Below are 26,342 nucleotides of genomic sequence, written 5' to 3' on the forward strand. Positions count from 1 at the left end.
CCGCTAATTTAAAAAAGCATTTTTACCGACGTGCATTTTGCACGACGGCGGCCCCCTTTTATCCGTATTCAGGAGAAAACAATGCCAACCAAAATCGTCATAAAAAAGAACACGTATTTCGATTCGGTTTCCTTAATGTCGGTTTCCACCAAAGCCAATAAATTGCCGGGCGTCGAACAGGCGTTTGTGGCAATGGCGACGGAAATGAATAAAGGCGTTCTGAAAAATCTCGGGCTGCTCACGCCGGAATTAGCGGAAGCCAAAAATGGCGACCTGATGATCTTGATTAAAGGCGACGCGGCGAACGATGAAACGCTGGCGGAAATAGAAGCTTTATTTACCCATAAAGCGAGCAGCGGCACCCATGAAGCACGCTACGCGACGATTGCCAGCGCCAAAAAACATCGCCCGGAGAGCAACCTCGCGGTGATTTCCGTCAACGGCACCTTCGCTGCCCGCGAAGCGCGCCAGGCGCTGGAACACGATCTCAACGTGATGCTCTTCTCCGATAACGTGTCGCTCGACGACGAGCTGGCGCTGAAGCAGCTGGCGCATAAGAAAGGGCTGCTGATGATGGGGCCGGACTGCGGCACCGCCATTATCAACGGCGCGGGATTGTGCTTCGCCAACGCGGTGCGTCGCGGGCCGATTGGCATCGTCGGCGCGTCCGGCACCGGCAGCCAGGAGCTGAGCGTGCGCATCCATGAATTCGGCGGTGGCGTGTCGCAGCTGATTGGCACCGGCGGGCGCGATCTTAGCGAGAAGATCGGCGGCCTGATGATGCTCGACGCCATCGACATGCTGGAAGCCGACGAGGGCACAGAGGTGATTGCGCTGATCTCCAAGCCGCCTGCGCCAGCCGTGGCAGAGAAGGTGCTGGCTCGCGCCAAAGCCTGCCGCAAGCCGGTGGTTGTTTGCTTCCTCGGGCGCAATGAACCGCCCGCCGATGAGGACGGACTGCAGTTTGCGCGCGGCACCAAAGAGGCGGCGCTGAAGGCCGTTCTGCTTACCGGCATCAAAAAAGAGTCCCTCGATCTGCACCCGCTCAACTGGCCATTGATTGAAGAAGTGCGCGCCCGCCTGACCCCGCAGCAGAAGTACATTCGCGGCCTGTTCTGCGGCGGCACCCTGTGCGACGAGGCGATGTTTGCGGCGCTTGCGAAATTCGACGACGTCTACAGCAACATCCAGCCGGATCCGGCTAAGCGCCTGAGCGACATAAGCGTCAGTAAAGCCCATACCTTCCTCGACTTTGGCGACGATGAGTTCACCAACGGCAAGCCGCACCCGATGATCGACCCGACCAACCGCATCAGCCGCCTGCTGCAGGAGGCGCGCGATCCGGAAGTGGGCGTCATCGTGATGGACTTCGTGCTGGGGTTCGGCGCGCACGAGGATCCGGTGGGGGTGATGATCGAGGCGATCAAAGAGGCGCAGGCCATCGCGAAGGCCGATAACCGTCCGCTTGAGATCCTCGGCTACGTGCTCGGCACCGATCAGGATCCGCAGTCGCTGGCGCAGCAGTGCCAGATGCTGACCGACGCAGGCGTCATCTGGGCCAGCAGCAGCACCAATACCGGATTACTGGCACGCGAATTTGTCTGCAAAGGGGAGAACGCATAATGACCACCTTATTCAACCAGCCGCTGAACGTCATTAACGTGGGTCTCGCGATGTTCAGCGACGATCTTAAAAAGCAGCACGTACCCGTGACCCCGCTCGACTGGACGCCGCCGGGGCAGGGCAATATGCAGGTGGTGGAAGCGCTCGACCAGCTGGCGAAAAAACCGCTGGCGGAGAAGATTGCCGCCGCTAACCAAATCGCCCTTGAGCGCATTATCCAGTCCCATCCGGTGCTGGTGGGCTATGACCAGGCGATTAACGTTGTGCCGGGGATGACCCGCACCACCATTCTGCACGCTGGTCCGCCAGTCTCCTGGGAAAACATGTGCGGCGCGATGAAGGGCGCGGTCACCGGTGCGCTGGTGTTTGAAGGTCTGGCGAAAGATCTGGACGACGCGGCACGGCTTGCCGCCTCAGGGGAGATCGCCTTCTCGCCGTGCCACGAGCACGACTGCGTGGGCTCGATGGCGGGCGTCACCTCTGCGTCGATGTTTATGCATATTGTTGAGAACAAAACCTACGGCAACCGCGCGTTCACCAACCTCAGCGAGCAGATGGCGAAGATCCTGCGCATGGGCGCCAACGACCAGAGCGTCATCGACCGCCTGAACTGGATGCGCGACGTGCTCGGCCCGATGCTGCGCGACGCCATGAAGATTATCGGCGAAATCGACCTGCGCCTGATGCTGGCCCAGGCGCTGCACATGGGCGACGAGTGCCACAACCGCAACAACGCGGGCACCACGCTGCTGATCCAGGCGCTGACCCCGGGGCTGATCCAGGCGGGCTATCCGGTTGAGCAGCAGCGCGAGGTGTTCGAGTTTGTCGCCAGCAGCGACTACTTCTCCGGCCCGACGTGGATGGCGATGTGTAAAGCCGCGCTGGACGCTGCCCACGGCATTGAATACAGCACCGTGGTTACCACCATGGCGCGCAACGGCTACGAGTTCGGCCTGCGCGTCTCCGGCCTGCCGGGGCAGTGGTTCACCGGCCCGGCGCAGCAGGTGATTGGCCCGATGTTCGCGGGCTATAAGCCGGAGGATTCCGGGCTGGACATCGGCGACAGCGCGATCACCGAAACCTACGGCATCGGCGGCTTTGCGATGGCGACGGCACCGGCAATCGTGGCGCTGGTGGGCGGCACGGTGGAGGAAGCCATCGACTTCTCCCGTCAGATGCGCGAAATCACCCTTGGCGAAAACCCGAACGTCACCATTCCGCTGCTCTCCTTTATGGGGATCCCGACCGCCATCGACATCACGAAGGTCGCGGGCAGCGGCATTCTGCCGGTCATCAATACCGCCATTGCCCACAAAGACGCGGGCATCGGCATGATAGGGGCGGGCATCGTTCACCCGCCGTTTAGCTGTTTTGAAAAGGCGCTGTTGACCTTCCGCGATCGCTACTTTTTATAAGGCATGCATCCATGAAAAACATGAAACTGGAGTGGAAAAGAGGTGACTGGGCGGCGTATTTCGGGTTGATGACCAACAACCTGACCAATCTGCTGACCATGATGGGGTTGCTCATTTTTGTCGTCGGCATCCCGAAGGAGATTGTTTATGGACGCATTGCGCCAGCCTTCGGGCTGGCGGTATTGGCCGCGAGTATTTGCTATGCGTGGTTCGGCATGCAGATGGCGCGCCAGACCGGGCGCACGGACGTCACCGCGCTGCCGTCCGGCCCCAGCGCGCCGTCAATTTTTACCGTGACCTTCCTGGTGCTGATGCCGGTCTATCAGCAAACGGGCGATGCGGAGTTCGCGATTCAGATTGGCCTGGTGTGGTGCTTCGTGGAGGCGATGATCCTGGCGGGCGGTTCGTTCCTCGGTGAAACCATCCGCAAGATGATCCCGCGCACCGTGCTGCTGTCGTGCCTCTCCGGCCTGGGCCTGCTGCTGCTGGCGATGAACCCGATGCTGCAGGCGTTCGAAGCGCCCACCGTGTCGTTTATCGTGCTGCTGCTGATCTTCATCAACTGGTTCGGTAAAAAGCCGATTTTCGCCAAAATCCCGACCGGTCTGCTGTTGCTGATTGCCGGTACGGCCCTGGCGTGGATCTCCGGCCTGCAGAGCCCGCAAGCGATCAAAGCCTCCATGTCATCGTTCGGCTTTAACCCGCCGCAGGTGCATGTGGAGGGCTTCCTGCAGGGCTTGCCGCACGCGCTGCCGTATCTGGCCTCTGCCGTGCCGCTGGGGCTGGCGAACTACATCTTTGACCTGGAGAACATCGAAAGCGCCCACGCGGCGGGGGATGAATACCCGACGCGCAAGGTGATGCTGGCGAACGGTCTGGCGTCGATGCTCGGCTGCCTGATGGGCAACCCGTTCCCGGTGACGGTCTACGTCGGCCACCCGGGCTGGAAAGCGATGGGCGCCAGCATCGGCTACACCCTGGCTTCCGGCGTGACCATGTTCATCGTGCCGCTGTTCGGGCTGGGAGCCTTTATGCTCGCCATCATCCCGATGACCGCCATCGTGCCGATTCTGGTGTTTATCGGCGTGGTCACCGCCAACCAGGTGGTGAGGGAGACGCCGAAGGTGGAAGTGCCGGTGATCTTCATCTGCCTGTTCCCGTGGATCGCCAACTGGGCGTTGACCATGATGAACAGCGTGATGGGGGCGGGGGGCACCAATGCCGCCAAAATCGGCACCGACGTGCTGCACAGCAAAGGGATCTACTACGAAGGACTCGTCCATCTGGGGAACGGGGCACCGCTCGCCAGTATGCTCTGGGGCTGTATCGCCATTTTCGCCATCATCAATAAACCGCTGCGTGGTGCCGTGGCTGCCGCGGGCGGGGCACTGCTGGCGCTGTTTGGGGTGATCCACGCGCCGGTGGTGGGCTTTGCCGAAGGCAGTTCGCTGATGTTCGTCACCGCGTATCTGATGATGGGCGGCATGTTTGTGGTGAAGCATTTTCTCGACAGCCGGGAAGTGACGAGCGCTGCGTCGGGTACTGTTGCGAAGGAGCACGTATGAAAGAGCTTATGGTCGTTGCCATCGGCGGCAACAGCATTATCAAAGACAACGCCAGCCAGTCGATTGAACATCAGGCGCAGGCGGTTAAAGCGGTGGCAGAGTCGGTGCTCGAAATGCTGGCCTCCGACTATGACATCGTGCTCACCCACGGCAACGGTCCGCAGGTGGGGCTGGATCTGCGCCGCGCCGAAATCGCCCACGAGCGGGAAGGGCTCCCGCTGACCCCGCTGGCAAACTGCGTGGCGGACACCCAGGGCGGCATCGGCTACCTCATCCAGCAGGCGCTGAACAACCGCCTGGCCGCACGCGGGGAGCAAAAAGCGGTCACGGTCGTCACGCAGGTGGAGGTGGATAAAAACGATCCGGGTTTCACGCACCCCACGAAGCCGATCGGCGCGTTCTTTAGCGAGGCGCAGCGCGACGAACTGCAGCGCGCGCACCCGGACTGGCACTTTGTTGAGGATTCTGGCCGGGGCTATCGTCGCGTGGTGGCCTCCCCACAGCCGCTGCGCATTGTCGAGGCCGATGCGATCAAGGCATTGACGCAAAAAGGCTTTGTGGTGATTGGCGCGGGCGGCGGCGGTATTCCGGTGGTGCGCACTGAGCAGGGCGATTACCAGAGCGTCGACGCGGTGATTGATAAAGATCTCTCCACCGCGCTGCTGGCGCGCGAGATCCGCGCCGACGTGCTGGTGATCACCACCGGCGTGGAGAAGGTGTGCATCAACTTCGGCAAGCCAAACCAGCAGGCGCTGGACACGGTGAGCGTGGCGCAGATGACGCGTTACAAAGACGAGGGCCATTTCCCGGCGGGCAGCATGCTGCCCAAAATCGTCGCCTCGCTGGCGTTTTTACACCACGGCGGCAAGCGCGTGATTATCACCTCGCCGGACTGCCTGCCCGCCGCGCTGCGCGGGGAAACCGGTACCCATATTATTAATGAAGGAAGATAAGATGAGTGAAAATAAAAGCCGCCGTGAATTCATCAGCCAGAGCGGCAAAATGGTGACCGCCTGCGCGCTGTTTGGCGCGACCGGTTCCGTCGCGTATGCTGCCGACTCCGCAAAACCAACCTGCGAGACGGGGAAACCGATGACCATCACCGCGAAACATTACTATCTGGACAACGTGCTGCTCGAAGCCGGGTTTAATTTTGACGGCAACGTGGCGACGAGCACCCGCACCGAGCTGAAAACGCTGGAGATTCAAGACGGGAAGATCGTTGCCCTGCGCAATAACAAGCGCCACGACGACGCCACGCTGCCGCACTACGACGCGGGCAACACGCTGATGCTCCCGGCAATGCGCGACATGCACATCCACCTGGATAAAACCTTTTACGGCGGCCCGTGGCGTTCCCTCAACCGCCCGGCGGGCACCACGATTCAGGATATGATTCGTCTGGAACAGAAGCTGCTGCCTGAGCTGCAGCCCTACACCCAGGAGCGTGCGGAAAAGCTGATCGACCTGATCCAGTCAAAAGGCTCCACCCTCGCCCGCAGCCATTGCAATATTGAGCCGACCTCCGGCCTGAAGAATCTCGAAAACCTGCAGGCGGTGCTGGCGCGCCGCAAGCCCGGATTTGACTGCGAGATCGTGGCGTTTCCACAGCACGGGCTGCTGCTGTCGAATTCCGAAAAGCTGATGCGCGAGGCGATGCAGGCCGGGGCGCACTACGTGGGCGGGCTGGACCCGACCAACGTCGACGGGGCGATGGAGAAATCCCTCGAACTGATGTTCCAGATTGCGCTGGACTACGACAAAGGGGTGGACATTCACCTGCACGAAACCAGCCCAGCGGGCGTGGCGGCGGTGAACTACATGGTCGAAACGGTGGAGAAAACGCCGGCGCTGAAGGGCAAGCTGACCATCAGCCACGCCTTCGCGCTGGCGACGCTCAACGAACAGCAGGTGGATGAGATTGCTACCCGCATGGCGGCGCAGCAGGTGACCATCGCCTCCACCGTGCCGATTGGCACCCTGCATATGCCGCTGAAGCAGCTGCGCGATAAAGGCGTGTTTGTGATGACCGGCACCGACAGCGTAATCGACCACTGGTCACCGTACGGTTTAGGGGACATGCTGGAAAAAGCGAATCTCTACGCCCAGCTCTATATCCGCCCGAACGAGCAGACGCTCTCCCGCGCATTAGGTATCGCGACCGGCGACGTGCTGCCGCTGAACGACAAAGGCGAACGCGTGTGGCCGAAAGCGCAGGACGACGCCAGCTTTGTGCTGGTGGACGCCTCCTGTTCCGCCGAAGCCGTGGCGCGCATCTCCCCGCGCACCGCGACGTTTCATAAGGGCAATCTGGTCTGGGGTACGGTGGGCTAAAAGCGAGCCGGGTGGCGGCTTCGCCTTACCCGGCCTACTGAAACCCTCAAATCGTAGGCCGGGTAAGCGCAGCGCCACCCGGCAATGTTTTATACTGGGCGTCACATTATTAAAGAGGGATCTGCCATGGCACAAAACATCTACGACAACCCGGCGTTTTTCGAAGGCTACGCCCAGCTTCCGCGCTCGGTGCAGGGGCTGGACGGTGCGCCGGAGTGGCCCGCGCTTAAGGCAATGCTGCCCGATTTAACCGGCAAATCGGTTGTCGATCTCGGCTGCGGCTACGGCTGGTTCTGCCGCGCCGCGCGCGAACTGGGCGCCTCTAAGGTCACGGGCGTTGATATCTCCGAAAAGATGCTCGCCCGCGCAGCGGAGCTTACGGTGGACCCACAGATTCACTATCAGCGGAGCGATCTGGACGCTCTCAAGCTCGACGAAAGCAGCCTCGACCTCGTCTACAGCTCGCTGGCGCTGCACTACCTTCCGGAACTGGACACGTTATTTGCCAGGGTTCAGCGCGCGCTCAAGCCCGGCGGCAGCCTGGTCTTTTCCATGGAGCACCCGATTTACACCTGCGCCTCGCGTCAGGGCTGGCTGACCGACGATAACGGCGAGCGGTTCTGGGGCGTGAATCATTATCAGGACGAAGGCCAGCGCGTCAGCAACTGGCTGGCGGACGGGGTGATCAAATACCATCGTACGCTGGGCACCACGCTTAACGCGCTGATTAAAGCCGGATTAACGATAAGCAACGTCAACGAATGGGGGCCAACGCAGGCGCAGATTGACGCCTGGCCCGCGCTGGCCGAAGAGGCGGAGCGCCCGATGCTGGTGCTGATCGCCGCCCGCAAGGCTCAGTAGCCGACCTTGTACACCCGCCCGGTCTGCACGCCTTCCACGCTGCGACGATAGGCTTGCGCCACCGTGGCGGCAGGCACGCTTTCGAAGCCCGGGAAGAAGCCATCGTACGTGTCGACCGATTCGGTGAGCACCGTTGGGCTAATCAGGTTGATGCGGATCCCGCGCGGCAGTTCGCAGGCTGCGGCGCGAACAAACCCTTCCAGCGCGGCATTCACCGTGGTGGCATTTACCCCCTGCGCAATCGGCTCGTGCGCCACGATCCCGCTTATCAACGTAATCGAGCCGCCTTCGTTCAGGTAGTGCTGGCCGGTCAGCGCCAGGCGCACCTGCCCGAGCAGCTTATCCTGCAGCCCCTGGTTAAAGTCGCTGTCCTTCATGGTCGCGAGCGGGCCGAAGTAGAGGCCGCCGCTGGCGGACACAATGGCATCCACCGGGCCGATTTTCTCAAACAGCGCCTGAACGCTCGCCTGCGAGGTGATATCCACCTGCTCGTCGCCCTGCGTGCGGCCCACGCGGATGACCTCGTGGCGACGACTCAGCTCATCCGTTACCGAACGACCGACCGTACCGCTGGCACCAATAATGACGATTTTCATAGCCGACTCCTTATGTTGTGAGCCTTCATTCTTTAATAAATTAAAAGTCGGATAAACTGGGCTAAAGTTAGAAGATTGCTAACCAGAGGTTTGGAATATGGATAAGCTTCGCAGCATGGAGACGTTTATTGCCGTGGTGGAAAGCGGCAGCTTCACCGGCGCGGCGGCGCGGCTGGAGATGTCGGCGGTGATGGTGGGCAAATACGTTGCGCTGCTGGAAGCACAGCTGGGCACCCGCCTGCTGGAGCGTAACACGCGCCGCCAGAGCCTGACGGATGCCGGACGCGTCTATTTTGAAGAGGCCCGACGGGTTCTGGAGCAGGTGTCGATTGCCGAAAGCGCGGTTGAACGGCTGCGTGCCACCCCCGCAGGAACCCTGCGCGTCACGGCGCCTACGTCGTTTGGCGGCTGCGCGATCGCCCCGCTGACGGCAACCTTTTTGCAGCGCTACCCGGAGGTACGCATCGAGCTGGATCTGACTAACCGGATGGTCGATCTGGTGGAAGAGGGCGTCGATCTGGCCATTCGCATTGGCGACATTCACAACGACGATCTGGTGGCGAAATACCTGTGCCCCTACAACATGGTGATCTGTGCCGCGCCGGACTATTTAGCGCAACACGGCACGCCGCAAACGCCAGACGATCTGGTGGATCACCTCTGTCTTTCGCACACGGTGTGGACCGCGCGCAACGAGTGGCGGCTGCTGGGCGTGGATGGGGAGGTGCGCTGGAAACGCGATGCCGTTTTACGATGCAATGACGGCTATGGCTTACGCATGGCGGCGCGCGCGGGGGCGGGGCTGTTGCTGCAGCCGGAGGTGCTGGTGGCGGAAGAACTGGCAAGCGGCAGGCTGGTTCGGGTAATGGAACCGTTCACGCCCGCGCCGAGGCCGGTGCATTTATTGTGGCGTCAGGATTTGCGGCCGCTGCCTAAGCTGACGGAATTTATTGCCCATATTCTGCTAAGATTGGGCACAATATAAAAAAAGAAGGTAATCAAAGAATGTCTGCAAACAAACTCGCCCGCAGCGCGCAGGGCCTGCAATCCTCTGCCATCCGTGAATTATTAAAACATAGCAAAATGGCGGGCGTGATTTCGCTGGGTGGGGGTATCCCAAACCCGGACCTGTTCGATCGCGAAGGGCTGAAAATTGCCTCTGATGCCGTCTTATCGCAGCATTTTGGGGAAGCATTCCAGTATGGCCTGACGGAAGGCGTGCCGGGGCTGCGCGAGGAAATTAAACGCATCTGCGAGGGGCGCGGCATCACCTGTAAGGCCGATGATGTCGTCATTACCTCCGGCTCTCAACAATCTCTGGACGTGCTGGCGCGCGCATTAATTAATCCGGGCGATACGGTTGTCGTTGAGCGTCCAACCTATCTTGCTGCGCTGCAGGTCTTTGGCCTGGCGCAGGCCAACTTTGAATCCGTCGGCACCGACGGTGACGGCATGAAGGTCGATGAACTTGAGGCGTTGGTGGCAAAGAAAACCATCAAAGCGGTCTATATCGTTCCAACCTTTGGTAACCCAGGTGGCGTTACGCTGTCTGAGGCGCGCCGTAAACAGCTGGTGGCACTCTCGAAGCGCTATGACTTCGTGATTATCGAAGACGATCCGTACAGCGAAATTAACTATACCGATGACGTCTTCCGCCCGTTAATTGCCCATGCCAAAGATATCGGCAACGAAGAGAACGTGGTGTATACCTCCACCTTCTCTAAAATCCTCGCGCCGGGTACCCGCGTGGGCTGGGTGGTGGTACCGGAGTGGCTGAAGCGCGCGGTGGTGAACCTTAAGCAAACCACCGATCTGCACACCAGCACGCTGTCGCAGCTGATGACGTACGAGTACCTGAAGACCGGCCGTCTGGCCGATCAGATTAAAACGATCCGCGAGGCCTATCGCCAGAAATACCGGACGTTCGCCACGGAGCTGGAAGCCGAGCTGGGCGACGTGATGTCGTTCCACAAGCCGAAGGGGGGCATGTTCCTGTGGGCGAAAATGAACAACGGCATGAACACTACCCGCTGGCTGGAAAAAACCTTAAGTAACGGCGTAGTCTTTGTACCGGGCGAATTTTTCTACTGCAACGAGCCGGACCAGACAACGCTGCGCATGTCATTCGTCACCCCAACGGATGAGCAGCTGATAGAAGCGGTTCGACGCCTGAAAAAATCGCTGTAAAAGACCTGCGCATAACGGTGGTTTTGCCGTTATGCGCAATACGCGTTCAGGGCGGCACGGGCCGCAATCGTCCATGGAGATCTCCATGTTTGAATTTCTGATCGGTGTTGTGACGCACACGCCCGTCTGGGTGTGGGTGCTGTTTATCTTCCTTATCTCCCGCGGCCTTAAAGCCCGACGGCCCGCCACCGTGACGCTGGAGCGGCTTGCCATTATTCCGGGCATCTTTCTTATCTGGGATATTTACGATCTGATAGTCTATCGCACGCTGACTCCCGGGACTGTTGCATTGTGGACGGCGGGGATCCTTGCCGGTGCCGCGCTGGGGTATGTCCTGATTAAGCAGGCTGTGATTACCCGCGCAGAGGCGCCGCGCAGCCTTTACCGCCAGGCCGACTACACCGCGCTGCCGTTTATGATGCTGGCGTTCGGGGTGAAGTATGTGCTGGGCGTGATGAGCGCAGTCTCTCCCCAGACGTTGCAGCAGCCCGCCATGAGCGCGCTGGCGATCGTCTCAGGCGGCCTGTTTGCCGGCGTCTTTATCGGGAAATTTGCGCGCTATGTTGGAGTGTATGTCGCCAGGGTTCCGGTCTGATGCCCTCACCCCAACCCTCTCCCACAGGGAGAGGGAGAAAACCATGTAGGCCGGGTAAGGCGCAGCCGCCACCCGGCGATTGACTACCGCTCCCTCAGCGCCTCTTTCGCCCGGTTGAACGGCTTAATCAGATAATCCAGCACCGTTTTCTCGCCGGTCTTAATGTCTACCGTGGCAATCATCCCCGGCACAATCGAGAAATGCCTGCCCGCCTTATTGACCAGGTAATCCTGGCTGGTGCGGATAAACACCCGGTAGTAAAACACCTCCGGCTTGGCCTCATCCTGAATGGTGTCCGGGGAAATGGTCTCGACCACGCCGTGCAGCCCGCCGTAAATGGCGTAGTCGTAGGCGGTGATTTTGACCAGCGCCTCCTGGTTCGGGTGGATAAAAGCGATATCACGCGGCGAGAGGCGGGTTTCGATCAGCAGGTGATCGTCCACCGGCACAATCTCCATCAGCTCGCCGTTGGGCGGGATCACCCCGCCGATGGTGGTGACCTTGATGTTTTTGACGATCCCGCGCACCGGAGATTTAACCGTCAGGCGGGTGACGGAATCCTGGCGGCCCTTGAGGATCGCCGAAACCATATCCACTTCCGCATTGGCTTTGGAGAGCGCCTCGCGGGCCTGGACGTAATACTGCGAACGCACGTCGGTGAGCTTCAGCTCCAGATCGCTTTTCTGCCGCTGCAGGCGCAGCACCTCCACGTGGCTGGCGGCCCCGGTCTTTACCAGCCGCTGGGTAATGGCCAGCTCTTTGTTAGCCAGATCTAACGCGGCGCGAAGCTCCCGCTGGGTATCCTCCAGCTGCGCGCGGCGCGAGTTGTACAGCCGGGTTTCGTCGGCAATCAGATCCGGCCATTTCGCCAGCGAAGGCGGGAATTTCAGCGGCAGATCGTTTACCTCGGCGTACAGGCGGGCGCTGGAGGCCAGCGAGGCGCGGTAGCGCGCCGCGCTTTCGCCGACGTTTGACTCGGAACGGGTCGGATCAAGCCGCGCCAGCACCTGCCCGGCCTGCACCTGATCGCCCTCGTGGACGTTCAGCTCGGTGAGGATCCCCCCGTCCAGCGACTGTAAAACCTGCTCGCGCGAGCTGGGGATCACTTTCCCCGATCCGGTTGACACCTCATCCAGCACGCCAAACCACGCCCAGACGCCCAGCACCACAAACATCAGCAGCGAGAAGATCACAATCCGACGCGCGCCGGTGTAGCCGCTTTCGGAGTCGAGGGCGTTATCCAGATCGTCCATTGCCGCCACGTCACGCTGACTGATTTTCATTTTTCCACTCCCGTCCGGTTGCTGCCTGTTGCTGTTGCTGCTGCATGCGGCTGTTGCTCAGCGCCTGGGCTTTTGGCGCGTCCATCACCAGCATCCCATCTTTCAACACGACCACGCGCTCCACCAGCTCCAGCACCGGTACGCGATGGGTGGCGACGATCAGGGTGCGGTGCCCGAGCCAGTCGCCCAGCCGCTGGATAAATTCCCGCTCGGTGTGCTCGTCCAGCGAGGCGGTGGGTTCATCCATCAGCACGATATTCGGATCGCGCAGCAGCATCCGCGCCAGCAGAATCGACTGGCGCTGCCCGCCGGAGAGTCCCACGCCGTTTTCCATGATCGGGTAGTCCAGCCCCTTGGGCAGCTTCTGCACGAAGCCCGCCGCGCCGGTCAGCTCCAGCGCCTCGAAGATCTCTTCGTCGGTGGCGCGCGGCATGCCGAGGGTGATGTTCTCGCGCAGGGTGCCGTAAAACAGCCGCGCGTTCTGGGTCATAAAGCCGACGTTGCGCCGCACGTCCGCCACGTCGAGATGCGGCAGGCTGAAGCCGTCGAGCCGCAGCTCGCCCGCCGCCAGGTCCATCCCGCCCGCCATCGCCTGCAGCAGGGTCGATTTGCCCGCGCCGTTGCGCCCGAGGATCGCCACTTTCTCACCCGGCTCGATCTCCAGGCGGTTAATGCGCAGCGCCATGCGCGGATCGTCCGGCTGATAGCGGAACTGCGCCTGCTCGAAGAGGTAGTGGCCGCGCAGCACGTCCTGGCGGATCGGCGTCTCCTCGCGCTGGTTTTCGGTGGGAAGCTGCATGATGCTGTCCAGCCCCTCTTTTGCCGCTTTGACCTGCTGCCAGCGGGCCAGCACGCCGCACAGCGTCGCCATCGGGGCGATCATGCGGGAGGCCAGCATCGACGCGGCGACCACCGAGCCGGTGGTCAGGGTACCGTCGATCACCATCGGCGCGCCGACCACAATCACGGCGGCGTAAACCAGGCTCTGAATGGTCATCCCCCAGCTGATCAGGTTCTGCGTCAGCTCGCGGGTGCGCAGGCCGGATTCGGCGGTGATCTGGATATAGCTGTTCCACTGCTGCAAAAAGCGGTTTTCCGCCTGCATCAGCTTGATGTCCTCCAGCCCCTGCACGCTCTCCACCAGCACCGCATTGCGCAGGGTTGATTCATGGGCCGACTGCTTTGCCAGCTCCGCCAGCTTCTTCTGCAGCAGCAGACCGGGCAGGACCATGATCACCGCCGCGACCGGAGCGATCCACGCCAGCTGCGGGGCGATGATCGCCAGCACCACCACGAACAGTAAAAAGAAGGGCAGGTCGACAATCGTCGAGATGGTGGACGAGGTGACCATCTCGCGGATCTGCTCCAGCTCGCGCAGCTGTGAGATAAAGCTCCCGGTTGAGCGGGGAATCGCGCTGTTGCGCAGCCGCAGCGCGTGGCCGAAGACGCGATCCGAAACGCGCATATCCGAGCGCTTGCCGAGCAGATCCATAATGTGGCCGCGCGCCACGCGCAGCACGAAACCAAACAGGGTGGCGATCAGCACCCCGATGGTCAGGACGTACAGCGTCGGGTAGGACTGGGCGGGGATCACCCGGTCATAGACCTGCATGGAAAAGACGATCCCGGAAAGCGACAGCACGTTGATAAACAGCGCGGCGAGCATCACCCAGCTGTAGGGGCGGAGATCGCGCATCACCAGCCGGTAGAGCCAGTCCGGGCGATATTTTGAGATATAGGCATCCACGCGGCTGTCCTTCAGCGCGGCAAGGGGACGCAGGGCAATGACGTGGCGGATAGCGGGCAGCATGGCCGTCATCGACAGCCGGTTGGTGTAGGTCTCATCGTCGAAGAAGCTGACTTCCAGCGTGTCGTCGCCGTCGAAGTGCTCGATCGCCCCGACCCGGCCGTCATTCAGCGCCACTACAACCGGCAGACGCCAGCTGTTGATTGACTGCTGGTCAGCGGTGAGCAGCTGAAACGACAGCCCCGCCTCACGCGCCAGCTGGGTGAGGGCGGGCACCATCGGTTTGCCTTTCAGCCACGGTGCGCCTGCGATCAGCGCGCCGGGCGAGCAGGCGACGCGGTAGCGGGTGGCGATAAAGCCAAAGGCCTGCGCCCACTGGGCCAGGGCCGCATCCGTCATGTTTTCACCTTGAGGGATATCACGCTGCTTCATGGCTGGATCTCCACAGTCTGGATGGTGCGGTTATCAAGGTCGAACGCATGACGCAATTGCCCGGTGTTATACAGGCAGTTGAGCTGTAGCTGGTGCAGCTGACCAACGGTCTGCTGCTGGGTGAAGCGCGCCTGATAAACCTCCTGTTCGGCGTTGAGCACGTCGAGCAGGGGGCGCGAGCCGAGGTCCAGATACTGCTGCTGGTACAGTTCGCGGGTGCGGGCGCTGAGCGCCTCCTGGCGACCCTGAATTTGCAGCGTGCTTTGCAGGCTCATCACCTGGCTGCGGGCTTCCAGCAGTTTCTGGCGAACGTCAAGGCGCGTGCGCTGAATGGTGGACTGTGCCGCCTCCACCGCATGTCCGGCGGCGTTACGCCGGGCGGTGAGGCCGCCGCCCTGATAGAGCGGCATCTGCACTTTCACCCAGGCGGAATACTGGGTGCGATCCCGCGTGTCGCTGCCCGCGTAGCGATCGTTCATGTAGTGGCGCACCTCCGGCTCCAGCGAGACGGTGGGCGTCATCTGCGCGTCGGCGTAGTCGAGGTTAGCCTGGGCGACGTTAGCCTGCGCCCAGGCGGCGAGCACCGCAGGAACCAGGCGGTCATCCGGCTCGGCGACATCGCAGCTGCGGGCCAGCTTTTGCGGAAAGTCGTTGCTGATCGCGTTCAGGCTGTTCCAGCCGAGAAAGCTCATCAGCGTCGCGCGGGCGCTCTCCAGGCTGGCCTGGTACTGCATCAGCTGGGCGCGCGCACCTTCGATACGGGCATCGGTCTGTACCACGTCAGAGAGCGACGTAGCCCCCTCGTCGTTACGCTGGCGGGTCAGCGTGCCAATGGAGGAGAGGGCGTCAAGCTGCTCTTTGGCGGTGTCGACCATCTGCTGCCAGGTTTGCACCTGTACCATGGCGACGGCGGTATCGTGGGCGATGGTGTCGATACTCACCAGCACGTTAGCCTGCTGCTGGGCCACGCCGGCGCTTTCGGCGCGTACCTGGCTGGCCACCTTGCCGAAGTCGTAGAGCATTTGTGAGAGGGAAAGCACCAGCGACGGCGTAAAGCCGTTCTGGTCGCCGTCGTGGGAATACCCGTTGTCCACGCCGGCATTAATCTGCGGATAGTATTTTGACTTCGCGACGTCCACCTCTTCGCTCTGCTGGTAGAGTTTGCCCACGGCTTCGCTGATGGCCGGATGCCAGGTGACGGCACGGTTGACGGCCTCGCCAAGCTGTAATGAGCCGGGCGCGGCGTTGCCAGCCACCGGGGCCACGCGACCGTTGAGCGAGGGGAGTTCCTGCGTTTCGCGAAGCTGTCCGGTATTGATGGTTGCCGCCGGATTTGCGCAGAAAGCGGGCACAGATATCAGGCAGCACGAGAGCCACCAGTAAGGCATCTTCATTCCCATGTCATGTCCCTAATAAAAAAGTACAGCTTTATTATTAATGCCCGGGCGCTGTGCGCCCGGGTCATCTGTTGCAGGTGCTATCAGGTAATGATGTGTTGCTGGTTAACAAGCTCGTCGTACGTGGTCTGAACGTTATCAAGCGTAACGAGTGCAGTATTAGTGTAGGTGGACCCTGCACCATCACGGTCGATGGAGATCACAGTGTTGCTACCGCTTTGTGTGACATGGATATAATTCCCCAACGAGGCGGTATTACCGTCCCAGCCCACCAGCAGATCGCCAATGTCGATCTTGTCTCCCTGCGCCAGCGAGAACCCGGTCCAGTGATCGCCTCCGGCGCTGCTGACGTTACCCGCCGTGGCATTCCCCACCGTACTGTTCAGCACCTGGTAAATCAGCGTATCGCCGTAGGCCGTACCGGTGATGGCGTCGTTATGTTCCGAGCTGATGAACTGCGGCGCCATATTGATGGTCAGCGTAGCGGTATCCGTTCTTCCGGCAGAGTCGGTCAGGGTGTAGTTGAAGGTCTCCTTCGACGTCATGGTTGAGAGCGATACCCCGCTGTTCAGGGTGTAGGTGTAATGGCCGTCAGCGCCGATCGCCAGCGTGCCGTAGTGGCCGACAATGTTCACCGTTGCGCTGCCGGTATACGGATCCAGCGTGGTGGTCACGCCGTTGTAGCCGGTCACGCTCAGACGGGTATCCACCGAGTGGAGCTGATCCAGCACGCCGCCAGAGTCGGTGCCGTCAAAGATATTGCCGTTGACGGTGTGGCTGCCGGTGACGTCGAAATTACTCAGCGAGTAGGTGGTGCCGTTTACGCTTGGCGTGATGGTGATGGTCCCGACGCTGAGCCCCGGTACGCTACCGGTAAAGCTCAGCGTATAGGTCCCGGCGTTGAGATCCAGCCCGGTCAGCGGGACGTCGATACTGCCGCCCAGCAGCGAGCCGCCGCTGAAGGAGCCGCTGCGGATCACGCCGTTGGCATCGCTAATCGTCCAGTTCACCGTCAGCCCGCCCAGCGCCAGCAGCGAGGCCACGCTAAAGTGCAGCGACGCGTTGTGCAGCGCGGTGTTCGGGTCGACCACGAAGGTTCCGCTGCCGCTGCCCTGGGTTGACGAGAGCAGGGCCGTGGTCCAGCTGGCGATGCCCACGGTGGTATCCGAGTAGACCGACGTGTGGTGCACCGAGGTAAGGTCCATCGTGGCGCTGACATCGTTGACCGCATTCATTGCCTGCGCGGTTGGGGTGATGTTGAGCGATGCCGTATCCTTCGAGCCGTCAGGCGCGGTAACGGTGTAGACGAACGTATCCGGCGTGCTGATATGGTCCGCGCCTACGCCGCTCCTCAGGGTATAGGTGTACTGACCGGACGCATTGATGGTCAGCGTGCCGTATTCCCCCTGAATGGTGGTGGTGCCGCTGCTGTTGACCGTCACGCCATTCACTTCGGTAACCAGCGTACCCGCTGGAACCGGGTCATTCGCCAGCACGTCGCCGGTGGTCGTTTCGCTGATACTCGCCACGCTGTAGACATGGTCCTGCAGGACGCTCAGCGTGTAGGCCGTCAGGGCGGTGATCCCGGACGCGGTATTCAGCAGGAACAGGTACTCCCCGGCAGGCAGGTTCAGCGTCAGCTGCGGTGACGTGCCCCCCAGCAGCGGCGCGCGCAGCCAGCCCGACTCGACGCGAACCTGCTCGAAGGTCTGGGTCGCATTGTTGAACTTATAGACGTACAGATCGAACACCGATGCCAGCGCCACGCCGCCCACGGAGGCCTGGATGGTCATGGTGCGGGTCGTCCCTTCCTCCACGTTGTAAATAATCGGGTTGGTCAGGTCGTCCAGCAGGTTAAGCCCCAGCGTGCTGCCGAGATTAATGCCCACCAGGGTAAAACCGTTCTGAGACGAGGCGCCGTTATTCACCTCACTCACGGTGGTGTCAAAGGTCAGCGAGGCCGTGTCGTCCACTGCCACAATGCCGTTGATGACCGTACCGGCACCCAGAGACAGCACCAGGTTTGCCGACGCGCTGACGCCGTTATGGGTGATGGTGTAGGTGAAGCTCTCCGTCCGGCCAACGACCGCGGCGCTGGTATCAGTCAGGTTGTAGGTATAGCTGCCGTCGCGGTTGATGGTCAGCGTACCGTATTTGCCCTGGATCACCGTGCCGTCGGCGTTCACGCTGGTGGTCACGCCCTGCGCGTTAGTGACCGTGGAGATAGTGGTGCCGGCCGGCGCGTTGTCGCTGCCGGCGGTCGGGTCCGTATCGAGGATCACGTTGCCGTTGAGGCTGGTATCGCCCGTGACCGTACCCGGACCGGTCTCTTTCACCGCCACGTCGAGGCTGGTGTAGGAACCTGTCGCCAGCAGGTTGGTGTTGTAGCTCAGCACGCGGTAGTTGCCGTCGGCCAGCCCGGTCAGGTTCAGCGAGACGCCGGTGGCGCCGAGGGTCAGGAGATCGGCAAACTGCGGCTGGCCGGTATCCACCACGGTTGTCCAGACACCGTTGACGTAGTGCTGCACCACCAGCTCAAGGGTATTGAGCAGAGAGAGCACCGCCCCCGTGGCGTTGGCGTTTACCACGATGTCCGCGCTGCCGCCGTTGCCCACCGTGAAGTTCACCTGCGCGGTGTCATTACCGATCAGCGTCAGGACATTGCCCACGGCGCCGACCAGCAGGAAGCCGTAGTCGCTGTACTGGCTGTTGGTGACGGGCGCCGTGGTGCTGAGGTTCAGCTCTTCAACGTTATTGCTGGCGGAGAGCGGCACCACCGGCGCAAGGGCAGAGCCCGGCAGGGAGGTGTTGCCTGCGACGTCGGTCGCGGTGATCTGCAGCGTCTGACCTTCGATCTGTTTGTTAATGAAGGTGTAGCTGTAGGTGCCGTTACTGCCCGCAATGGCGGTCACCGTTGAACCGTCCGCAAGGCGGATAGTGACGGTGCTGCCCGCCTCCGCGCTCCCGGTCAGGATGCTACCGTCGGCGTTGAAGGTGCCGGTCGGCGCCGTTGGCGCGGTCGTATCGACGATAATCGTCGTCACGGCTGACGCCACGCTGGTGTTGCCCGCCGCATCGGTGGCCGTAGCGGTAAAGTTATGCGTGCCCTGCGTCAACGTGGTGGTGGTTTGTGGCAGGGTCCAGTTGCCGCTGCCATCGGCGGTGACCGTGCCCACCAGCGTGATGCCGTCGTAGATCCGGACCGTGGCATTCGCTTCGGCAGTCCCGTTCAGCGTTGGACGGGTGTCGTTAGTCGGGTTCGTACCGGTCACGGGCCCGGTGACGCTGCCGACATCATCAATGACCGAACTGATGACCGGCGCGGCTGGCGGGAGGGTATCGACGTTAATGACATATCCGGCGGTGGGGGCGCTGGCGTTGCCCACCGCATCGGTGGCGGTGAAGGTCAACGTGTGCGCGCCGTTGCTCAGCGCCGGAGATGGCGTAAAGCTCCACGCGCCGCCGGTCGCCGTCACGCTGCCGATTTGTACGCCGTTATCAAAGATTTTCACCGTCGACCCGGCTTCCGCCGTGCCGCTGAGGGTTGGTTGCGCGTCGTTGGTGACCCCGCCGTTGGCAACCGGCGTCGCCGCGTTGCCCACGTCATCCAGAATGCTGGTCAGCACCGGCAGCGCAGGCGGCGTGGTGTCGACGGTGAGGCTGAAGCTGGTGGACGACACGCTGGTATTGCCTGCCGCATCCGTGGCCTGCGCGGTAAAGCTGTGCGGACCACTCGCCAGCGTGGTGGTGAGCAAGATACTCCAGCTGCCGCTGCCGTCCGCGGTGCCCGTGCCGACCAGGGTGGTGCCCTCATAGATCTTCACGGTGGCAAACGGTTCGCTGGTTCCAACAAGCCGAGGTACGGTGTCGTCGGTTGTCTGCCCGGACGTGAGCGGGCCGGTGATGCTGCCCACGTCGTCGATTGCCTGGCTGATAACCGGCGCGTTCGGTGCCGCGGTATCAACAATCAGGGTAAAGCCCGGCGAGGTCGGGCTGACGTTGCCCGCTGCATCGATGACCGTGGCGGTCCAGGTATGGCTGCCGTTGCCCAGCGGCGCTGATGGCGTAAAGCTCCATGCGCCGGTGCCGTCCGCCTGCACGGTGCCGACCGGCTGTCCGTTCTCATAAACAGTGACCGTGGCGTTGGCGGTCGCGGTGCCGTTCAGCGTCGGCGTGGTGTCGTCGGTGCTCTGCCCGGAAGAGAGCGGGGTTTGAATACTGCCCACGTTGTCACCCGCGGTCGAGATGACCGGCGCTAACGGCACGCCCGTATCGACCGTCAGGTTAAACGGTGCCGTTGTGGCGCCGGTGTTGCCTGCCGCATCGGTCCCGTTAAAGGTGATGGCGTGTGGACCTTCGGCCAGATCGCTGCCCGGGGTGAAGCTCCAGTTGCCCTGGGCATTGACCACCGCCGTGCCAATTTCGTTGCCATCAACGAGCACGTGCACGGTAGAACCCACTTCGCCCGTGCCGCTGAAGGTCGGACGCGCGTCGTTGGTGCTGTTGCCCGACGTGAGCGTTCCGGTGACCGGACCGATATCATCAACCACGCTGGTCACCACCGGCACGCCGGGGGCTGCGGTATCAATGGTAAAAGCGAAGACCGATGAGTTCGCCGAGGCGTTGCCTGCAGTATCCGTTGCATACGCGCGCAGGGCGTAGCTGCCGTCGCCCAGCGGCGCGGTCGGCGTAAAGGACCAGTTCCCGCTTCCGTCAACGGTCGTTGTACCAATCTGCGTGCCGTTATTCATGATGTGAATAGTGCTGCCCGCCAGCCCGGTGCCGCTGATGGTTGGGGTGCTGTCGTTGGTCACCTGGCCGCTGGTGAGGTTACCCTGGACGCCGCCAGAGACGTCGTCGTTCACATTATCCAGCGTTGGAACCGTCGGTGCAGTCAGGTCAATCTCCACGCTCCAGGGGGCGGAGACCGCGCTGAGGTTGCCCTGCGGATCGGTCGCCCGGACGGTAAAGCTGTGCGAGCCTTCGCCGAGGGCGGTATCAGGAGTAAACGTCCAGGTACCCGTGTTGTCAGCCGTGACCACGGCAATCTGGGTGCCGCCGTCGAAAATGGTCACCACGCTGTTTGCATCCGCTGTCCCCGAAAGGGTTGGCGTGGCGTCGTTGCTGAGACCACCGCTGACCACCGTGGTGGCGGCATTGCCTACATTATCCGTGACGTTGGTGATGACCGGCGTGGCGGAAACGGAATCCACCACGACGGTGAAGCCCGCCGAAGGACCGCTCTGGTTCCCCGCCGGATCGGTCTCGCGGATGGTCAGGACGTGATTGCCCTCTGCCAGGACAGGCGTGGTGTAGCTCCAGGTGCCGGTATTGCCGATTACCACACTGTCCAGCAGCACGCCGTTGTTGTAGATCGAGATGGTATCGCCCACCGCGCCGGTGCCGGTGAGCGTCGGCTGGTTGTCGTTGGTGGTCTGGCCGCTGGTCAGCGGGCCGGTGCCCGGGCCGACGTCATCAATCACCGCGCCGATAGTTGGCGTGCCCGGTGCGGTGAGGTCAACGGTGACGCTGGCCGCCGGAGAGCGGCCGCTGGTCTGGCCGTTGAGGGTCGCGGTCACCTCAAAGGTGTGCAGCCCCTCGCCAAGCGCGGCTGGGGTATAGCTCCAGTTGCCGCTGCCGTCGGCAGTGACCGTCGAGACGGGCGTCACGCCACCGTCCAGGTAGATAGCGATCTGGCTTCCCGCCTGAGCCGTACCGGTGAGGGTTGGGGTGGTGTCGTTGGTCGTTTTGCCTTTCACGTCGCCAATGATTGGGTCGACGTCATCGTTGATGGCCACGATCACGGGTACGTCAGGAAGATTCGGAAGCGTACCGGTGACGTTATAAGTTGCATCAACGCTGGTACGTCCGGAAGCATCGGTCGCGGTCACGGTCAGGGTCGCGCCATCCTGCGGGGCCGGGCTGACCGCAATGGAGAAACTGCCGCCGGTCGCCACCCCGGTACCAATGACGTTACCGCCACTATCCTTAACGGTGATGAGTGCGCCTGCTTCGGCGGTACCGGTCAGCGGTGTACCTTCTGGAGCAAGGCTAAGATTGCCCGGTGCGGTTGGGTCCTGGGTATCCACCGTCACGCTCAGTGACGCTGAACCGTTTGACGGATTGCCTGCCTGATCGACTGACGAGACAGTAAAGGTATGCGAACCATCCAGGAGCGTTGTGCCTGCGGTCCAGCTCCAGCTGCCGTCCGGCTGGATCGTGATCGGCACACCTGACGCGGTACCGTCGACGGAGACGATAACGTTAGTGCCGGGCTCGCCGGTCTCGGTTAGGGTCGGCGTACCGTCGCGGGTGTAGAGCACGTTGTTGGTGAGCTGGCTGTCTGAGACCGCATTAATTTGCGGTATCCCGGGCGCAACGGTGTCGAGCGTGACGGTAAAGACCGAACTCGGCGCGCTGAGGTTGCCCGCTGCGTCCACGCCCGCCACGGTAATGTTCAGCGGGCCGTCCGTTTGCGCTGGAAGCGTCAGGCTCCATTCTCCGTTCACCACCACGACACGGCCCAATTCGACGCCGTTGTTGTAGACGATCACCGTCTCACCGTTAACCCCGGTTCCGCCCACTGTCGGCGTGGTATCTGTGATAAAGCCACCATCAGGCGCGCCGCCCACTGCACTAATCACCGGTGTATCCGGCGCCTGGGTATCCACGATGATCGTAATCGCTGACGACGGGTCAGAGACGTTGCCCGCTTCATCCGTGGCGGTGGCGGTATAGGCGTGGCTGCCCTCGGCAATGTCGCTGCCAGGACGCCAGCTCCAGTTGCCGTTGCTGTCTACCGTGACGGTGCCCACAACGGTCGGTGTACCGTTAACGGTGTCAGTGATGTTGATAACGTCGTTCGGCGTACCGGTGCCGCTCAGCACCGGGCGCGGATCGTTGGTGGTGCCGCCATTGGGGACGGGCCGGTGATCTGGGTGACGCTGTCGGTGACGATCGGTGCCGCAGGCGTAGCCGGCGCCTCGGTATCAATGGTGATAGTGACCGGCTGAGAGGGGGCGCTTTCGTTGCCCGTGCCGTCCATGTTGGTGACGGTCAGAGTGATGTCATAGGTTCCGTTAGGTAGCGGGGTGGCTGGTGTCCATGTCCAGTTGCCGTTATTGTCCACGAGCACATCATCAAGTTTGACGCCGCCGTTGTAGATCGTCACGGTATCACCCGGATTGCCGGTACCGCTCAGGGTCGGCGTGGTGTCGCGGGTGGTTTCGCCCGGATTCAGCGGCGTTGCTGTGCCGTCAGGATTGACGGTAATGGCCGGGATATCCGGCGTGGCAGGCGCAACGGTATCCACCGTCAGTTCAAATGGCGTTGAGATGGTGGTATTGCCCGCGGCGTCCGTGGCGTGCACCGTCAGGGAATGCGGACCGTCGGTGAGCGGGGTCACGGGCGTGAAGCTCCAGCCGCCGCTGCCGTTGAGGATGGCGGTGCCAAGCAGAGTCGTGCCGTCATAGACGGTGATCACCGTGTCTGCAGGGGCAGTGCCCTGCAGCAGGGGGCGAGTGTCATCCGTGGTATCGCCGCTGTTGAGCGAACCCTGTACGCCGCCGACGTCGTCGATCACGGTGGCGATGGTGGCCGCCGCTGGCGCAGTGATATCGACGTTCAGGGTGAAGTCGTCTGACGGCTGGCTGGTGTTACCCGCCGCGTCGGTGGCGACGACGCTAAAGGTATGAGGACCTTCGTCAAGCGGCGTGGGAAGGGTATAGGTCCAGGTGCCGCTGCCGTCGATCGGGATCGTAATAAGATTGGCACCATCCAGGCGAATGGTAACGGTTGAGCCCGGTTCAGCCGTGCCGCTGAGCGTTGGCGTGGTGTCGTTGGTGCTGTCGCCAGAATTGAGCGCGCCGAGGCGCTCCGGCACATCATCCAGCACCTGGGTAATGACCGGCGCCGCAGGCGCGACGCTGTCAACCGTCAGAGTCCAGGTGTTGGAGACGGGGCCGGGGTTGCCTGCCGCATCGGTCGCGACGGCGGTCAGAGCGTGGGGGCCTTCACCGATTGGGGAGGAAGGGGTAAAGCTCCATACGCCGAGGCCATTGGCAACGGTTGTACCAATTTCAACACCGTCCACGCGCAGGCTGATCGTCGCGTTTGCTTCAGCGGTACCGCTGAGCGTCGGGGTGGCGTCGTTGGTGGTCCCGTTCACGTCGATCGCGCCGGTCTGCCCTGGTATATCGTTTACAACCTGTAAAATCACCGGGGCGCCAGGTGCCGTCCCGTCAACGTTAATTGTCCACGTGTTTGATATCCCGCTCGGGTTACCGGCGGGATCCGTCGCCTTCGCGGTCAGCACCCAGGTGCCGTCGGTCAGCGGTGTGGGCGGCGTAAAGCTCCACTGGCCGGAGGAGGGAACAACCACCGTACCGAGGGCATCGCTGCCGTTATAAATCGTGATGGTCGAACCTGCCTCGCCCGTGCCGTTCACGGTCGGTGCCCGGTCGTTGGTCAGCCCATTCTGGGCCACGGGGCCGGTGGTGGCCTGCACGTCATCGATCACCGACAGGATGACCGGGGTCTGCGGCGGGGTAATGTCCGGTGCCGCCGCGGAGGTGGTCGGACTGGTGTTACCCGCCGTGTCGGTGGCGTCAGCGGTCAGGATTTCGCCGTTGATCCTCGGCGGGCTCAGCGTCAGGCTGAAGTTCCCCTGGCTATCAACAACCACTGTGCCAAGGGTGAAATCGCCTTCACGGATGGTCACCGTGCTGCCTGCTTCTCCGATGCCGCTGATGGTACCGCCATCATTCGACACCACGAGGTTTCCTGGGGCTGACGGCGGCGTGGTGTCCACGGTAAAGATGATAGGCTCAGAGGCCGTACTCTGGTTTCCGGCGGCATCGGTTTCAGTGACGGTGATCGAGTGCGTTCCGTCCGGGAGCGGGCCCCCTGGGGTAACGCTCCAGGTACCGTTAGGCAGCACCGTCGTTGTACCAATCGCCACGCCGTTATCGTAAATGGTGATGGTTCCACCGGGTTCGCCCGTTCCCGCCAGGATCGGCTGCGAGGCATCGGTAGGCACGCCCGACGTGATTGTTCCTCGGATAAGGCCCGTATCGTCGAGCAGCACAATCGCGGTGGGCGCTGTCGGAGGGGTGAGATCGACGGTGAGGGTGAATACCGGTGAGGCTGGTCCGGTGTTGCCGGCGGCGTCGGTTGCCCGTACGGTAATCTGGTGGGTGCTTTCATTCAGGTCGACGGACGGGGTGAATGTCCATGTGCCATTGCTGGCGACGACCGCGGTGCCAATGGCTATTCCGCCGTCATAAATCGTCACGGTGGAGCCCGCTTCGGCAGTGCCGGAGAGCTGCGGCCGCCGATCGTTGGTGCTGCCGCCGTTGATCACCGTCCCCGTCTGAGGGGCGATATCGTCGATTACGCTGCCAATCGTTGGTGCATCGGGTGCGGTGAGATCCGGTGCGGTGACGCTTGAACCCTGGCTGATATTCCCGGCGTTATCCGTTGCGGTGGCGGTTACCTGCTCGCCGTTGGTCAACGGTGTCCCGAGGGAGACGCTAAAGTTGCCGTCGCTGCCCGTTTTTCCTGTACCAATGACGTTGCCGTTCGCGTCTTTCAGCGTGATGGTACTGCCGGGTTCGGCGGAACCGGTGACGGTTTTACCGTCTGAGGAGAACTTAAGGCCGGAAGGTGCATTTGGTGCAGTCGTATCCGGATCGGCCGAATTGTTACTGCTGCCACCACCGCCGCCACCGCCGCCGCTACTTGCCGCGGCCGCGATGCCCCCTGCAGCGGCAATACCACCCAGGGCCCATGGCCAGATGGCGGCGCCACCAGCGTCACTTCCTGACGCCGCAAGCAGCACGTCCGTGGACGCGATAGATTCGTACGTGGCGGCCCCGGTCGGATCTTCAATCCACCATAATGCGCCGTTGCTGTCCTGCAGAACCAGCTGGCTCACGCCCTGCGCGTCCGCCACATAGAAGTTTTTAAGGGTGATCACCTCGCCGGAGTGCAATGTCACCAGCAGGTCGTTACCGCTTCGCGCGAAGTGGGAGACGCTCGCTCGCTCGACGTGAAGCTCAACGACAGAGGAATGGTTCAGCGTAACCTGTGTGCCTTCCAGGGTCGTTTCTACGCCAGTAAGTTTTGAAATAACAGAGATTTGGCTCATTTTGTTATTACTCCAGCAGAAGTGTCATGAACGGCGAGCAAGACGAGCCATCTCTGCTGAAGGTAAAGGGCGCCCCCGGCGTAGTTGCTGTTATAAAGCAGCTCTCACCGTAGAATTCAGCGCGCACGATGCCCGCCATGCGTCAGAGTGGCAACATCAG

The 26,342-nt window shown here is 61.9% G+C and carries 13 protein-coding genes and 1 pseudogene; 9 read left to right on the forward strand and 5 right to left on the reverse strand.

The features are described 5' to 3' along the window. The first annotated feature begins 81 nt into the window (after nt 1–81). From fdrA to PI91_RS05205, 6 genes are all read left to right on the forward strand, one after another. Nucleotides 82–1,623 carry an acyl-CoA synthetase FdrA gene (gene fdrA, locus PI91_RS05180; protein WP_039265566.1) on the forward strand — a complete coding sequence of 514 codons (1,542 nt, stop codon included), beginning with the start codon at nt 82–84 and terminating at the stop codon, nt 1,621–1,623. Next, nucleotides 1,623–3,038, forward strand: coding sequence for a DUF1116 domain-containing protein (locus PI91_RS05185; RefSeq protein WP_039265567.1), 1,416 nt, complete (start codon nt 1,623–1,625; stop codon nt 3,036–3,038). Before fdrA ends, PI91_RS05185 begins: the two co-directional genes overlap by 1 nt. An 11-nt stretch (nt 3,039–3,049) precedes the next feature. Next, the gene (locus PI91_RS05190; RefSeq protein ID WP_039265568.1) at nt 3,050–4,603 is read left to right on the forward strand and encodes a hypothetical protein; all 1,554 of its coding nucleotides are present in this window, start codon (nt 3,050–3,052) and stop codon (nt 4,601–4,603) included. Further along, nucleotides 4,600–5,556, forward strand: a complete 957-nt coding sequence (locus PI91_RS05195; protein ID WP_039265569.1) for a carbamate kinase family protein — start codon at nt 4,600–4,602, stop codon at nt 5,554–5,556. Before PI91_RS05190 ends, PI91_RS05195 begins: the two co-directional genes overlap by 4 nt. 1 nt (nt 5,557) lies before the next feature. Continuing rightward, nucleotides 5,558–6,937: an amidohydrolase family protein gene (locus PI91_RS05200; protein WP_039265570.1), complete on the forward strand. Its 1,380-nt coding sequence runs from the start codon at nt 5,558–5,560 to the stop codon at nt 6,935–6,937. A 126-nt stretch (nt 6,938–7,063) separates the two neighbouring features. Next, nucleotides 7,064–7,798 carry a bifunctional 2-polyprenyl-6-hydroxyphenol methylase/3-demethylubiquinol 3-O-methyltransferase UbiG gene (locus PI91_RS05205; protein ID WP_039265571.1) on the forward strand — a complete coding sequence of 245 codons (735 nt, stop codon included), beginning with the start codon at nt 7,064–7,066 and terminating at the stop codon, nt 7,796–7,798. Here PI91_RS05205 and PI91_RS05210 read toward each other — a convergent pair. Next, entirely contained in the window at nt 7,792–8,394 is a 603-nt protein-coding gene (locus PI91_RS05210) for a short chain dehydrogenase (protein WP_039265573.1), read from the reverse strand. The two genes, PI91_RS05205 and PI91_RS05210, sit on opposite strands and share 7 nt — an antisense overlap. A 97-nt stretch (nt 8,395–8,491) precedes the next feature. On the opposite strand from PI91_RS05210, the gene PI91_RS05215 reads away from it, so the two are divergent. From PI91_RS05215 to PI91_RS05225, 3 genes are all read left to right on the forward strand, one after another. Beyond that, nucleotides 8,492–9,379 (forward strand): LysR family transcriptional regulator, encoded by an 888-nt coding sequence (locus PI91_RS05215; protein WP_039265574.1) that lies wholly within the window; start codon nt 8,492–8,494, stop codon nt 9,377–9,379. A 20-nt stretch (nt 9,380–9,399) separates the two neighbouring features. Continuing rightward, nucleotides 9,400–10,581: a PLP-dependent aminotransferase family protein gene (locus tag PI91_RS05220; protein WP_039265575.1), complete on the forward strand. Its 1,182-nt coding sequence runs from the start codon at nt 9,400–9,402 to the stop codon at nt 10,579–10,581. Nucleotides 10,582–10,666: 85 nt separating this feature from the next. Continuing rightward, nucleotides 10,667–11,176, forward strand: coding sequence for a DUF6622 family protein (locus PI91_RS05225; protein ID WP_039265576.1), 510 nt, complete (start codon nt 10,667–10,669; stop codon nt 11,174–11,176). A gap of 83 nt (nt 11,177–11,259) precedes the next feature. On the opposite strand, the gene PI91_RS05230 is transcribed toward PI91_RS05225, so the two are convergent. The 4 genes and pseudogenes from PI91_RS05230 to PI91_RS05245 all read right to left on the reverse strand — a co-directional run bounded on the left by PI91_RS05230 (nt 11,260) and on the right by PI91_RS05245 (nt 26,182). Continuing rightward, the gene (locus tag PI91_RS05230; RefSeq protein WP_086374946.1) at nt 11,260–12,429 is read right to left on the reverse strand and encodes an HlyD family efflux transporter periplasmic adaptor subunit; all 1,170 of its coding nucleotides are present in this window, start codon (nt 12,427–12,429) and stop codon (nt 11,260–11,262) included. Nucleotides 12,430–12,439: 10 nt separating this feature from the next. Then, complete coding sequence (locus tag PI91_RS05235) at nt 12,440–14,638, reverse strand: type I secretion system permease/ATPase (RefSeq protein ID WP_039265577.1); 2,199 nt, start codon at nt 14,636–14,638, stop codon at nt 12,440–12,442. Continuing rightward, the gene (locus tag PI91_RS05240) at nt 14,635–16,038 is read right to left on the reverse strand and encodes a TolC family outer membrane protein (protein WP_039265578.1); all 1,404 of its coding nucleotides are present in this window, start codon (nt 16,036–16,038) and stop codon (nt 14,635–14,637) included. Before PI91_RS05240 ends, PI91_RS05235 begins: the two co-directional genes overlap by 4 nt. Nucleotides 16,039–16,118: 80 nt before the next feature. Continuing rightward, nucleotides 16,119–26,182 (reverse strand): annotated as a pseudogene (locus PI91_RS05245) (BapA/Bap/LapF family large adhesin). Nucleotides 26,183–26,342 lie beyond the last annotated feature (160 nt).

The sequence above is a fragment of the Enterobacter sp. FB genome, from assembly GCF_000805795.1.
Classification (GTDB): Bacteria; Pseudomonadota; Gammaproteobacteria; order Enterobacterales; family Enterobacteriaceae; genus Enterobacter; species Enterobacter roggenkampii.